The 14,579-nt window shown below is 39.0% G+C and carries 11 protein-coding genes; 10 read left to right on the forward strand and 1 reads right to left on the reverse strand.

All coding sequences use genetic code 11. From position 1 onward, the window contains the following. Positions 1 to 62: 62 nt before the first annotated feature. A complete protein-coding gene (purD, locus tag AC3WSK_RS18210) occupies positions 63 to 1,319 on the forward strand; it encodes a phosphoribosylamine--glycine ligase (RefSeq protein ID WP_079562656.1) in 1,257 nt (418 codons plus the stop codon). 601 nt (positions 1,320 to 1,920) lie between these two features. On the opposite strand, the gene AC3WSK_RS18215 is transcribed toward purD, so the two are convergent. Next, the gene (locus AC3WSK_RS18215; protein ID WP_492414300.1) at positions 1,921 to 2,367 is read right to left on the reverse strand and encodes a hypothetical protein; all 447 of its coding nucleotides are present in this window, start codon (positions 2,365 to 2,367) and stop codon (positions 1,921 to 1,923) included. Positions 2,368 to 2,564: 197 nt separating this feature from the next. Between AC3WSK_RS18215 and AC3WSK_RS18220 the strand changes: the two genes are divergently transcribed. The 9 genes from AC3WSK_RS18220 to gatA all read left to right on the forward strand — a co-directional run bounded on the left by AC3WSK_RS18220 (position 2,565) and on the right by gatA (position 14,579). Further along, on the forward strand, positions 2,565 to 4,286 hold the full coding sequence (locus tag AC3WSK_RS18220) for an adenine deaminase C-terminal domain-containing protein (RefSeq protein WP_079562658.1): 1,722 nt from the start codon (positions 2,565 to 2,567) through the stop codon (positions 4,284 to 4,286). 70 nt (positions 4,287 to 4,356) lie between these two features. After that, positions 4,357 to 5,412, forward strand: a complete 1,056-nt coding sequence (locus tag AC3WSK_RS18225; protein WP_492414299.1) for a DUF3048 domain-containing protein — start codon at positions 4,357 to 4,359, stop codon at positions 5,410 to 5,412. 15 nt (positions 5,413 to 5,427) lie between these two features. Next, positions 5,428 to 5,748: a YerC/YecD family TrpR-related protein gene (locus AC3WSK_RS18230; protein ID WP_004225717.1), complete on the forward strand. Its 321-nt coding sequence runs from the start codon at positions 5,428 to 5,430 to the stop codon at positions 5,746 to 5,748. Between the two features lie 110 nt (positions 5,749 to 5,858). After that, entirely contained in the window at positions 5,859 to 6,548 is a 690-nt protein-coding gene (gene pcrB / locus AC3WSK_RS18235) for a heptaprenylglyceryl phosphate synthase (RefSeq protein WP_079562660.1), read from the forward strand. 153 nt (positions 6,549 to 6,701) lie between these two features. Then, positions 6,702 to 8,954, forward strand: coding sequence for a DNA helicase PcrA (gene pcrA, locus AC3WSK_RS18240; RefSeq protein ID WP_079562661.1), 2,253 nt, complete (start codon positions 6,702 to 6,704; stop codon positions 8,952 to 8,954). 14 nt (positions 8,955 to 8,968) lie between these two features. Then, entirely contained in the window at positions 8,969 to 10,975 is a 2,007-nt protein-coding gene (gene ligA / locus AC3WSK_RS18245; RefSeq protein ID WP_079562662.1) for an NAD-dependent DNA ligase LigA, read from the forward strand. A gap of 284 nt (positions 10,976 to 11,259) precedes the next feature. Next, on the forward strand, positions 11,260 to 12,393 hold the full coding sequence (locus tag AC3WSK_RS18250; protein WP_079562664.1) for a CamS family sex pheromone protein: 1,134 nt from the start codon (positions 11,260 to 11,262) through the stop codon (positions 12,391 to 12,393). Positions 12,394 to 12,803: 410 nt separating this feature from the next. Continuing rightward, positions 12,804 to 13,091, forward strand: coding sequence for an Asp-tRNA(Asn)/Glu-tRNA(Gln) amidotransferase subunit GatC (gatC, locus tag AC3WSK_RS18255; RefSeq protein ID WP_010857153.1), 288 nt, complete (start codon positions 12,804 to 12,806; stop codon positions 13,089 to 13,091). Between the two features lie 24 nt (positions 13,092 to 13,115). Then, positions 13,116 to 14,579: an Asp-tRNA(Asn)/Glu-tRNA(Gln) amidotransferase subunit GatA gene (gene gatA, locus AC3WSK_RS18260; RefSeq protein ID WP_492414298.1), complete on the forward strand. Its 1,464-nt coding sequence runs from the start codon at positions 13,116 to 13,118 to the stop codon at positions 14,577 to 14,579.

The following is a 14,579-nucleotide window of genomic DNA, read 5'->3' on the forward strand; positions in this document are numbered from 1 at the left end:
AAAAACTAGACCGAGATGTTGTTTCATCTCGGTCTTACTTACAAATAGGAGGATTCCCTAAAATGAAAGTATTAGTCATTGGAAGCGGCGGTCGTGAGCATGCTATCGCCAAACAATTTAGTATTTCACCATCTGTGAATAAAGTATTTGTAACACCTGGTAATGATGGCATGAGAAATGATGCAGAAATCGTTGCAATAGATACGATGGATTTTGCAGGTCTTGCACAATTTGCAAAAGAAAATGCAATAGATTTAACCTTTGTAGGACCTGAGCAACCACTTGCTGAAGGTATAGTAGATTTCTTTACTGCTCGCGGTTTACGAGTATTTGGTCCAACAAAGGCAGCGGCCCAAATCGAAAGCAGTAAATCATACGCGAAAGATATTATGAATAAATATCATATCCCAACAGCGGCCCATGAAACGTTTACTGAGGCTGCAAAGGCTATCGCTTATATTAAAGAGCAAGGTGCACCGATTGTGATCAAAGCGGATGGGTTGGCAGCTGGTAAAGGTGTAGTTGTAGCAATGACTGAAGATGAAGCAATTGCAGCTGTAGAGGATATGATTGGGAACCAACGTTTTGGTGAATCCTCTTCACGTGTTGTCATTGAAGAATTCCTGGACGGGGAAGAATTCTCCTTTATGTCGTTTGTCCATAAAGGTCACATATATCCAATGGTCATTGCTCAAGACCATAAACGTGCCTATGATGGCGATAAAGGACCTAACACAGGTGGTATGGGCGCCTATTCCCCGGTGCCTCAAATTTCACAAGACGTAGTGGATGAAGCTTATAAGACAATTGTCGAACCGACCGTGAAAGGTATGGAGGCAGATGGTGTATCGTTCACAGGAATTTTATATGCAGGATTGATTTTAACGAAAAATGGTCCAAAAGTGATTGAGTTTAATGCACGCTTCGGAGATCCCGAAACACAAGTAGTTTTACCACGTATGGCATCTGACTTTGGCGAATTTATGATGGCATTAATGGATGAAAAGCCATTTGATTTGCAATGGTCTGAAGAAGCAATGCTTGGTGTAGTAATTGCCGCAGAAGGTTATCCAGGGGACGTTGAAAAAGGCAATGCATTACCAAACTTAGAGTCTCTATCAGCTTCACATGCGGTATTCCACGCAGGTACAAAGCTTGTAGATGAGAAGTTTGTAGGGAATGGTGGCCGAGTTTTATTAGTTGGAGCAAAAGCCTCCACTTTAAAGGAAGCACAAGAAAAAGTATACGCAGGCATTGCAACAGAAAAATGGGACAATTTCTTCTTCCGTAAAGATATAGGCTGGCGTACGTTTAAGTAGTGACTGAGTTAATGATAAAATAAATATCAAGCGCATAGAGTAGGGAAATATAGAGATTTATAATTGCCCGATAAAAGGATAATTTTTTCACATTTTGCTTTCTATCATAGCGTGTGGTTGATTTCCGTTTCGACTAGGCGCTTTGTTGTTGCTGTCGCTTCGCTGCGGGGTTTCATCTGTGACGCTGATCCCCAAGGAGTCGCCCATTCGAAACGAAGATCAACTTATTTACATCGCGAATGTTTTAATAAATGTCGTCCCAAAGTTTTATTATTGAGGGATAAAAGGATTTTTTTATTGCTATTTTGGCAAATATATTTCCATTTTTAACTGATTGTAGCGTAAGGCTACTCGACTCCCGCGGGAAAGCGAGACAGACGAGACCCTGCACGGAGCATAGCGGAGGAAGCGGCTCGACGTTCGCCCGCAGGAAAGCGAGTAGCCCGTAGCGGAAATCAGAGCCTTTGAATTAATGAAAATGATTAATATCGAACCTAAATTAAATATTTTAATCATACTGTGAAACTTCTTATTGTTTTCAAACGTATGATTTACAAGGGTGAAAGCCGTCTCAACTGTATAGTTGAGACGGCTCCTTTGACTAAGAAGGATTTTGTGCATTATTTGTGGAACTTTTACTTTCTGAGGAAGTTTGATTGGAAGTGCTGGAGTCAGATTGCTTTGACGCAGTTGCGCTTGATCCTGACATATTTCCAGTTATAACAGAGGAGAAATCCTTCATGAGTTTTTCGATTTGTTCAGATGACATAGAATTTTGGCCACTGAGCATACTTTGCATAAAAGAGTTGCTATTATTGTTGCTGGTGTTCATAGCACTCTCCATACTTGAGCTCAGTAAAGATTTAGTCGGGCAATACTTAAAGATACCCTCAGCCATTTTCATGGCACCAAAAGCAATCATCAATCGACCTGCCGTACAGTTAGGATTTCTTGAGACCTTAGCGATACCAAATGCCGTTAAACTTGTACCCATTGCAAAGCGACAGAAGGCATTTTTTTCGCTTAAATTCGTTTCCTGCATCATCATATTTCCTCCTTTAGTCATTGTGGAAAAAATAAAGCGGGGGGCACTTTGCTTTATGAAAGTGCTGTGTTACGATTGAAACAAGATGATTGCATAAAGCACTAAATTTATGAAAGAAAGCGTTTATGCAGTAGTAGTATGTGATTTCAAATAGGATTTACACGATGAAATTTTACGTAATTTAGGAAGGGGCGAATAGAATGGGTCCAGTATGGAAAATTACAGAATTACGCCAACAATTAGCTGTAATTGATGGTAAAAAAGCACCTGATATTGTATTAAAAAATGCGCGTTATTTACATAGCATGCTCAAACAATGGGTAGTAGGGAACATTTGGATTTTAGGAAATCGTATTGTCTATGCTGGTGATAGAATGCCTCCGTTATCAGAGGGAGCAGAGGTGGTCGATTGTACGAATAAAACAATTGTGCCAGGATATATTGAGCCACATGTTCATCCGTTCCAGTTATACCATCCACAATCTTTTGCTGACTTTTGTGGACAGCTAGGCACTACAACTTTTATTTCAGATAATTTAAGCTTCGTTTTATCTTTAGAAAATAAGAAAGCGTTTTCAATTTTGGATGATTTGAAAAAACTACCGTTTTCATTTTATTGGTGGACTCGTTTTGATTCGCAAACTGAGATGGAGCAGGAGGAAGAGATTTTTTCTAATACGTCCATTTTAGAATGGTTAGAACGAGATGATGTTTTACTTGGTGGAGAATTAACAGGCTGGCCAAGGTTGTTACATGGAGATGACCAAATGCTTTATCGCATGCAAATGGCTAAAGGCTACGGAAAAAAAATAGAAGGGCACTTCCCTGGCGCATCAGAACGAACTTTAGCACGTATGAAGTTACTTGGTGCAGATGGTGATCATGAAGCGATGACAGTTGAAGAAGTGGAGCGACGTATTATGCAAGGATATGCTGTAACGCTGCGTTATTCTTCAATACGTCCAGACTTACCACATCTATTAAAAGGAATTGTCGAAAAAGAGCTGCCTATTTTTGATCATTTAATGATGACAACAGATGGCTCAACACCTTCTTTCCATGAAGATGGCGTGATGGATAAATGTATTCAAGCAGCCTTAGATGCAGGTGTAGCACCAATCGATGCTTATCAAATGGCTTCCTATAATGTGGCACGCTATTATAATATGACCAGCTTACATGGCTTTATCGCAACTGGTCGATTTGCTTCCTTAAATATTTTACAAGATGAATGGCACCCAGTTCCTGAGAGTGTACTATCGAAGGGTGTTTGGTTAAAACGCGATGGAGAGCAAGTGCAAAGACTTGCTGCAATTGACTATTCAGCGTTACCTGCGTTTGACTTAGATTTTTCATTAACGTCTCATGATTTTCAATTTTCGATGCCGTTTGGAATTGAGTTAGTAAATGATGTTATTACCAAACCATATAACTCATTAATTACTAGAGAAGGGCAGTTAGCAGATCATGATGAATGTTATTTAATGCTTATTAATAGAGATGGCAATTGGCATGTTAACACGATGATTAAAGGTTTTGCTACTAGTGTACAAGGCTTTGCTTCATCATATTCGAATACAGGCGATATTTTGCTAATCGGAAAAAATAAAGATGATATGATTACAGCTTTTGAAGAAATGAAGGCAATGCGTGGTGGGATTGTACTTGCTGAAAAGGGTGAAGTAATTGCAGCTATTCCATTAACGATTGGTGGACTTTTACATGATGGAGATGTTAAGGAACTATCGGAAAAAGAGAAGGTCTTAAAACAAGCATTAGCGGAACGTGGTTACCACTTAGGAGACGCCATTTATTCTTTATTATTCTTACAATCTACACATTTACCATATATCCGGATAACACCAAAAGGGATTTTCGATGTTATGAAGAATAAGTTATTATTACCAGCAGTGATGCGTTAGTTGAAGCTTCCTTATGGTATAGCCACAACAATTACAGTTAGGTGTAATTGATTAAAGGAGAGTAATGCTTGTGTTCAAATCGAAGAAACTATTTATCGCAATGGCTTTTAGTACTTTGTTGATAGGAGGATGTTCTAAAGATTCGTCGGAAGTAAAGGAAGACGATACGAACAAGGTTGATGAAGAAACTGTTATGGAAGATCCTGCTCAACAGGGGGATAAGTTTGCTCCATTAACAGGTGAAGCTGTGAAGGAAGAAATTACGCAACGCCCAATTATGGTTACAATTAATAATCATCCGAAAGCACGTCCGCAATCAGGAATTGAAGCGGCGGATATTATTTATGAAATGCTAGCTGAAGGCGATGTTACGCGTTTATTAGCAGTGTATCAAAGTGAACTTCCAGAAACTGTAGGGCCAGTTCGAAGTGCTCGATCTTATTTTATTGATCTTGCAAAAGGCTTTGATGCATTTTATGTAGCACATGGCTATAGCCCTGAGGCAAAATCGATGCTTACTAATGATGTAGTCGACAATATAAATGGCATGGAATATGATGGCACACTTTTTAAACGTTCGAAAGATCGTGTTGCTCCGCATAACTCGTATATTACGTCTGAAAATATAGTAGATGGGGCGAAAAAAGTAGGCGCTTCAATGAGTTACCGTGAAAAAGTAAGTCAGGCTTTTTATGAACCCGATGAACGTGGTAAAATAGGCATTGAAACAAGTCGAGTTGACGTTACCTACGGAAATAGTGAGTATTTCCATAATTCGTATTTGTATGATCATCAAAATAATCGTTATGGACGACAATCGGCTGGCGTTGACACAAAGGATATGTTAACAGGTGACACATTATCTATTGCAAATGTTCTATTTTTTGAAATGAAACATCGGACGATTGATAATGAGGGGCGCCAAGAAATTGATTTAACTTCTGGTGGAAATGCGTATGTATTTCAAAATGGCTATATGAGAGAAGTCAAATGGGCTAATATTGATGGAATACCAATGGCTGTAGAAGAGTCTGGGGAACTTGTGAAGCTAGTACCAGGGAAATCTTGGGTTCACTTCATACCAACTTCACCAGGGTTAAAAGCAATGGTGAAAACGCAGCCTTAAAGGGAGGAAGATTGCATGCAAATCGAAAAAATTCGTGGGCATCAAACAGATCAATTATTTAAAGCAGTGTTAGAGCTGAAAGACATCGAAGAATGTTATAAGTTTTTTGATGATTTATGTACGATTAGTGAAATTCAATCGTTGGCACAACGCTTTGAGGTTGCGCATTTACTACGTTTAAAGAAAACGTACGAATCCATTAAAAAGGAAACAGGTGCAAGTACAGCAACTATTTCGCGTGTACGTCGTTGCTTTGATTATGGGAACGATACATATGATGAAATGTTAGGTCGTTTGTATCCAGATGAAAAGCCATTTCAAGCACCAAAAGAATAGTAGGTAAAGAGGCTGGGTAGAGGTTCTGCTCAGTCTTTTTCATTTTTTTGTAGACAGTCATAAGCTATACTTGTAAACGAATAGATAGAAAATGATAGGTGGTAAAATAGATGGATTATTTAGAATGGAGACATGTGTTCAAGCTTGACCCAGCTAAGGATATTTCAGATGAGGCACTAGAAAGAATTTGCGAATCAGGGACAGATGTTATTATAGTTGGCGGAACAGACAATGTAACTTTAGATGGCGTATTAGATTTGCTTGTTCGTGTAAGACGCTTTGAAGTACCGATAGCGCTTGAAATTTCTAATATTGATTCGGTAACACCAGGTTATGACTATTATTTCATTCCAACCGTGTTAAATAGTGATGATCCAAAGTGGATTAAAAATCTACACCATGAAGCAATTAAAGAATATGGAGATATTATGGTATGGGATGAATTAGTAGCTGAAGGTTATTGTATTTTAAACCCGACTTGTAAAGTAGCGGAAGTAACGAAGGCGAAAACCGATCTATCCATTGATGATGTTGTTGCCTACGCACGTATGGCTGAAAATTTCTTTAGATTACCTGTATTTTATGTAGAGTATAGCGGTACTTATGGTGATATTGAAGTTGTAAGTGCTGTTAAAAATGAACTGAAAAATACACGACTGTTTTACGGTGGCGGCATTACATCTGCTAAGCAAGCAGCAGAGATGGCAAAATATGCAGATACAGTAGTAGTTGGTAATATTATTTACGAAGATTTAAAAGCTGCACTTGCGACTGTTAAGGCTGTAAAAAATAATATATAATTTAACTTTTTCAGCAGGTTGCTGAAAGAAGTTAAAGCCTCCGGCGGATGTCACGGAATCGAAAAGGAGTGCTTTGTGAAAGCACAAAGCCGATTCCGGACGCAATTATGCCGAGGCATAATTGATAAATAAACGTTTGTAAGGCGGTGCGAAATGGAGCAGTTAACGAAAAACTTATTAGCAGGTATGAACACTGAGCAGGAAAATGCGGTCAAAACAACTGAAGGACCGCTTCTAATTATGGCGGGTGCTGGATCAGGGAAAACACGTGTATTGACACATCGTATTGCATACCTAATCATCGAAAAAGAGATATATCCGTCAAAGATTTTAGCTATCACATTTACAAATAAAGCTGCACGTGAAATGCGAGAGCGTATAGATGGCATTCTCGGTAATGGAACTGGCGATAGTATGTGGGTATCGACTTTCCACTCCATGTGTGTGCGAATTTTACGACGCAATATTGATCAGCTAGGGATATCACGTAACTTTTCAATTTTAGATTCCACTGATCAGCTATCAGTTGTTAAAAATGTTATGAAGGATGAAAATATTGACACGAAACGTTTTGAACCTCGTGCGATTTTAAATGCGATTAGTTCGGCAAAAAACGAATGTATAGCTGCGGACGATTATGCAGGTCAAATCAATGAAAATAATCCTTACGAAAAAACAATCGCCCGAGTTTATAAAGGGTATGAAAAAAGACTACGCCGCAATCAATCACTCGATTTTGATGATTTAATTATGACGACTATTACATTATTCAAGCGTGTACCAGAAGTGCTTGAATACTATCAAAATAAATTCCAATATATCCATGTAGACGAATATCAAGATACGAATAAATCTCAATATTTACTTGTTCAGATGCTTGCCAAGAAATTTAAAAATATTTGTGTTGTCGGTGATTCAGACCAATCGATTTATCGTTGGCGTGGTGCGGACATTGGCAATATTCTTTCATTCGAAAAGGATTACCCAAGTGCTAAGGTCATTATGCTTGAGCAAAATTATCGCTCCACAAAACGCATCCTACAAGCAGCAAATGACGTCATTCAAAATAATACAACACGTTATCCAAAAGAACTGCGTACAGAAAATGCAGAGGGTGAAAAAATCGTATTGTACAAAGCGTATAACGAGCAAGAGGAAGCACAATTCGTTGTACAAACAATCCAACAACATATTCAAAAAGAAAATCGTTCATTTGATGACTTTGCAATACTCTATCGTACAAATGCGCAGTCTCGTGTGATGGAGGAAGTGCTTGTTAAGTCTAATATGGCTTATCAAATAGTTGGTGGTACTAAGTTCTATGATCGTAAAGAGATTAAGGATTTACTTGCCTACTTGCGTCTTATTGCCAATAATGATGATGATTTATCACTTGCTCGTATTATTAATGAACCAAAGCGTAGTATAGGTGCAACTTCCTTTGAAAAAATGGCGCGCTATGCGATTGATCAAGAGCGCTCAATTTTTGATGCCATGAATGATCTTGTATTCATGGGGCTTACAGGGAAGGCTGCTAATTCAGCTGAGCAATTTTATGCGATGATTAAAGGTTTTACAGAGATGCAAGAATATTTATCGGTGACAGAAATTGTAGAGCAGGTCATTGACAAATCTGGTTATCGTGCAATGCTACAAAACGAAAAGACGATTGAAGCAGAAAGCCGCTTAGAAAACATTGAAGAATTTTTATCTGTAACAAAGGCTTTCGAGGAGCGTAGTGATGATAAGAGCTTAGTTGCCTTTTTAACAGATTTAGCGCTAATTGCAGATATAGATGCACTTGATAAAGATGATGCATCGAAGGGCAATATTATTTTAATGACAATGCATGCCGCAAAGGGCTTAGAATTCCCAATCGTCTTTATCATTGGAATGGAGGAAAATATCTTCCCGCATTCTCGTTCACTTGATGATATGGATGAAATGGAGGAAGAACGTCGTTTAGCGTACGTAGGTATAACACGTGCAGAAGAACGTTTATATTTAACGAGTGCACAAAGTCGTACGATATTTGGTCGTTCTAGCTATAACAATGTCTCGCGTTTCTTAGGTGAAATTTCGGAGGATATTACACAATCGGTTTCCAAGGGTGGTGCGAAGCCTGAAGTTCCGTTTGCCTCTAGCAATCGTTCAGCAGGTGGCTATCAAAAGCGTTCACTTGGAGCAATTCAGAAAACACAGCCTGCAACAGCTCGTTTACAAACAACTGGTGGAGACCAATTTGGCTGGAAGGCTGGAGACAAAGCAATCCATAAAAAATGGGGAACAGGTATGGTTGTTAGTGTAAAAGGTGAGGGTGATAGTACAGAGCTAGATATTGCCTTTCCACAACCTATTGGTATTAAGCGATTACTAGCGCAATTTGCACCTATTGAAAAAGGGTAACCGGGGGAACTTAAATGAACGAAATTGAACAGCGCGTTGTTGAATTAAATAAATTGTTACATGAATATGGTCATGCCTATTATGTATTGGATAAACCTGTCGTAGCAGATAGTGTTTACGATCAATTATTACATGAACTTATTGCATTAGAGGAAGCAAATCCGTCACTTATTTATCCAGATTCACCGACACAACGTGTTGGTGGAGCGGTGGTAGAAGGCTTTAAAAAAGTGACGCACGATTACCCTATGCTAAGTCTATCAAACGCTTTTAATGAAGAAGACTTACGTGAATTTGACCGTAAAGTGCGTCAAGCAATCGGTGATAAATTCTCCTATGTTTGCGAGCTGAAAATCGATGGTCTTGCTATTTCTTTAAAATACGAAAACGGCGTTTTTGTACAAGGAGCAACACGAGGAGACGGTGTTGTAGGGGAAGATATTACAGCAAATTTAAAAACGATTCGAGCAATACCACTTCGATTGAAGGAGCCACTTACAATTGAAGTACGTGGTGAGGCGTATATGCCTAAAAAATCATTTGAAAAATTGAATTCTCTACGTGCTGAAAATGGAGAAGAATTGTTTGCAAATCCGAGAAATGCGGCTGCAGGCTCTTTACGCCAGTTAGATCCTAAAATAGCAGCGAGTCGTCAACTATCTACCTTTATTTATGCAATTGGGGGAGATGGTGAGGCATATGGTATTGACGGTCATGCAGAGATGCTTGATTATTTAGAGGGACTAGGTTTCCCATCAAACAAAGAGCGTCAACGCTGTTCAACGATAGAAGAGGTACTAGCATTTATCGAAAAATGGACTGAAAACCGTCCGAATTTAGCCTATGAAATTGACGGTATTGTCATTAAGGTGGATCGTTATGCCCAGCAGGATGAGCTAGGTTATACAGCAAAGAGTCCACGTTGGGCAATTGCTTATAAATTCCCTGCTGAGGAAGTAGTCACAACATTACTTGATATTGATTTAACGGTTGGGCGAACAGGGGTTGTTACACCAACTGCTATTTTATCGCCTGTTCAAGTGGCAGGTACGACGGTTCAACGTGCATCATTACACAATGAGGATTTAATTCGTGATAAAGATATTCGTCTAGGGGATACAGTCATTATCCGAAAAGCCGGAGACATTATTCCACAAGTTGTCGGTGTAATACTGGAGCAGCGACCTGAGGACTCAGTTCCGTATGTAATGCCTGAAAATTGTCCTGTTTGTGATAGCGAACTTATTCGTATTGAAGGGGAAGTGGCCTTACGTTGTGTAAATCCAGCATGTTTTGCACAAATCGCGGAGAGCATTAAATATTTTGTATCGCGTAATGCGATGAATATCGACGGACTTGGTGATAAGGTCGTTGAACAATTATTACGTGCAGATTTAATTCATGATGTCTCTGATTTGTATCACTTAACGGAGAAACAGCTTGTCGAGCTTGAGCGTATGGGAGAAAAATCAGCGGCGAATTTAGTCAATGCTATCCAGGCTTCTAAGGAAAATTCGATGGAGCGTTTACTAATTGGATTAGGAATACGACATGTTGGTGAAAAGGCTGCGAAAATTGTTTCAGAGGAGTTTGGAACAATGGAAGCGGTGATGGTAGCAACAGAGGAGCAACTCGTGGCGATTTACGAAATCGGCGATAAAATGGCTTCATCACTTGTCGAGTATTTTTTAAATGAGGATGCACGTGCAGTCATCGGGCGCCTTGCTGAAGTAGGCGTCAATATGAAGTATAAAGGTAAAAAGGTAGAGGTAGCTGTAGGGGATAATCCTCTTGCAGGAAAAACAATCGTATTAACTGGTAAACTTGAGCAATTGACACGTAACGAAGCAAAGGCGAAAATAGAAGAGTTAGGTGGTATTGTTACAGGCAGTGTCAGCAAAAAAACTGATCTTGTTATTGCAGGAGCAGATGCGGGTTCTAAACTAACAAAAGCCGAGCAGTTAGGTATTGAAGTTTGGAATGAAGATCGCCTGATCGAACAATTTAACCTTGCCCAATAATGGATACTATCAGGTTCATCACCAAAAGTTGAGGATGGCATTTGTTTAAATGCATACTTTATAAATTGATTGGAGTGGAGACTGGACGTCACCAGGAAGCTTTGCTCTGTAGCGAAAGCAAAGCGGCAGCTACAAAGCGCCCAGTTGGAACGGAAATCAATCACACGTTATGGTGATGATCTAAATATTATAGTAAAGAAAGATGAATTGTTCGTCCTTTCCACAGATAGGTACGAACAATTCGTCAAGCAAAATCTGAACATCAGTAAAGGAGTACTAAAATAATGAAGTCATTTCGACTCATTCCAGCAATTATCGCTGCTGCAATGCTAGTCGGCTGTGTGCCTTCTGATAAGAAGGAGACAGAGCTAACACAGGAGACGCAACAGGAAAAAGCGGAAACAACAATTATTCCAAGCTTACAGATTGATAAATCATATTATAGAACGCTAACACCCTATAAACAAAGTGCTAGTAGGGGATTAGTAGTTTCGAATATTTATACAAAATATGATATGAAGGAAGTTGAAACAGGTTTAATGCGTCTTTCTCAAAATGAGTTTGACACAGAAAACTATTTCTTCCAAGAGGGGCAATATTTAGCGGAAAATACAGTGGAAAATTGGCTTGCCCGAAGTTCACAAGAGAAAGACGGCTTAAATCCTCCGACGACGGACTCAATGCCTGCAGAGGAACGTGCAGAAAAGGCTCCAATCTATTTATCACATATTGTTGAGCAAAATTATTTAACAAAAACTAGTGATAACAAAGTAAAATTAAGTGGTATTTCGATAGGACTTGCCTTAAACTCTATTTATTACTATCAAAAAGAAAAGTATGGGGAATACTATGAGAAACCAATTTCGGAGGCAGAACTGATTGAGCAAGGGAAGAAGATGGCCTCAGAAATTGTGTCTCGTCTAAGAACCCGTGATGAATTGAAAGATGTACCGATAGTAGTAGGCTTATTTAAACAAAAAGCGCGCAATGATATTGTTCCAGGAACATATTTTAACTATGGCGTAGCTAAAGCTGGACAAAACGAAGTATCTGATTGGAAAGCTGTGGATGAAGAATATATTCTGTTCCCAACGAGTGAATCACAGGATGTATACCGTGATGACAGCAAAAACTTTGAGAATTTTAAACAAGATGTAGATAAGTATTTTTCAAACTATACTAGTGTAGTAGGAACAGGCTTCTACCAAAACAAAAAAATTCAAAAATTATCGATTGAAGTGCCCATCCAATTCTTTAGTAAACCTGAAATTATTGGATTCACTCAATATTTAACAGGTGTCCTGATCAAACAATTTGATAATATTCATGTTGAAGTAAGTATCACCTCAATTAACGGTCCAGAGGCATTGATCGTAAAGAATGCCAACGAAAAAGAACCATACGTCCATATCTATTAGAAATATAGTCAGCCTTGTGCTGACTATATTTTTTTATGGGATGAATATGAGTTGAAAGCGACGGAAAGAATCCTTGGAACGACGGAAAGCTCCCCGAAGTGAAGGAAAACCTCACCGAAATGATGGATAGAAAAGCAAAAATGGATAGACTCCTCAAAGTGACGGATACATAAGAAAGCACAACAACGCGATCGATGCTCCGCTCACAAAGAGCAAAGTCTTAATGGAGGACTCTAAAAACAGTCCATAAAGACGACACTTCGTCATAGTAGTGAAAGTTTCTTTATTTTTGGTGAAAGTTGTGATTTTTAATATGAAAAATGTTATGATTATTTGCATGGTTAACTTTATTCAACCCTATTGTTATCGACAAAAGCAATGAATTGAATGAGTATTCGGAGGTGTGAAAAATGGCAAAATTAACAAAAGAAGAAGTTAAGCACGTGGCAAACTTAGCACGTCTTGCAATTACGGAAGAGGAAGCAGAGAAATTTGCTGAACAGCTTGGTAAAATTACTGACTTCGCAGAGCAACTAAACGAGTTAGATACAACGAATGTTGAACCAACAACTCACGTTTTACCACTAGTAAACGTAATGCGTGAAGATGTGGCAACAAAAGGTTTAGACCGTGAAGTAATGATGTTAAACGTAAAAGAACAAGAAGATGGTCAAGTAAAAGTACCAGCTATCATGTAATACTAAAACATAGGAGGATTCCTCATGACGTTATTTGAACGTTCAGCGAAGGAGCTACAAGCTGATATTAAAGCGGGTAACTTAACAATCGCTGATTTAACAAAAGAAGCATTCGAACGTGTGGCGAAGCTTGACGGCGATGTACAAGCTTTCCTTGCTTCAAACGAAGAAAAAGCAACTGCACAAGCAGCTGAAATGGATAAAGTGCCATTTGAAGAGCGTGGACCACTTTTCGGTCTTCCTATCGGTGTTAAAGACAACATCGTGACAGAAGGCTTAGAAACAACTTGTGCTTCTAAAATTTTAGAAGGCTTTATGCCAATTTACGATGCAACAGTAGTTAAAAAGCTACGTGACGCAGGTATGGTCACTATCGGTAAATTAAACATGGACGAGTTTGCAATGGGTTCTTCAAATGAAAACTCATACTATAAAACAACAAAAAATCCATGGAACTTAAACCACGTACCAGGTGGATCTTCAGGTGCATCTGCAGCAGCAGTTGCAGCAGGTGAAGTACCATTCTCACTTGGTTCTGATACAGGTGGTTCAATCCGTCAACCAGCTGCTTATTGCGGTGTTGTAGGAATGAAGCCTACATATGGCCGTGTATCTCGTTTTGGTCTAGTTGCATTTGCATCTTCTTTAGATCAAATCGGACCAATTACACGTAATGTTGAAGACAATGCTCTTTTACTTGAAGCAATCGCAGGATTAGATGCAAACGATTCAACTTCTGCAGACGTAGAAGTACCAAACTACGCAGCAGCACTTACTGGTGACGTAAAAGGTTTACGTATCGCTGTGCCAAAAGAATTCCTTGGTGAAGGTGTTGGCGAAGCAGCACGTCAATCAGTGCTTGATGCATTAGAAGTATTAAAAGGCCTAGGTGCTACAGTAGAAGAAGTATCACTTCCTCACTCGAAATATGCACTTGCAGCATACTATATTCTTTCTTCTTCTGAAGCGTCTTCTAACCTTTCTCGTTTTGACGGTATCCGTTATGGTTTCCGTGCAGAAAACGTTGATAATTTGATGGACCTTTATAAAGAAACACGTGCACAAGGCTTTGGCGATGAAGTAAAACGTCGTATCATGCTTGGTACTTACTCGCTAAGTGCAGGTACGTATGATGCTTACTATAAAAAAGCTCAACAAGCACGTACACTTATCAAAGCAGACTACGACAAAGTATTCGAAGACTTTGACGTAATCATTGGACCAACTGCTCCTACACCAGCATTTAAAATTGGTGAAAACGTTGATGATCCAATGACGATGTATGCAAATGATATTTTAACGATTCCTATGAACTTAGCTGGTGTACCAGCCATCTCAATCCCATGTGGAATTGAAAATGGTCTACCACTAGGCTTACAAATTATCGGTAAATATTTCGATGAAGCAACAATTTACCGTGTAGCTCATGCTTTTGAACAAGCAACGGAGTTCCATAAACAAGTTCCTCAAATTTGGGAGGGAAAATAA

The sequence above is a fragment of the Lysinibacillus sp. EB271-A1-10B genome (assembly GCF_058791335.1).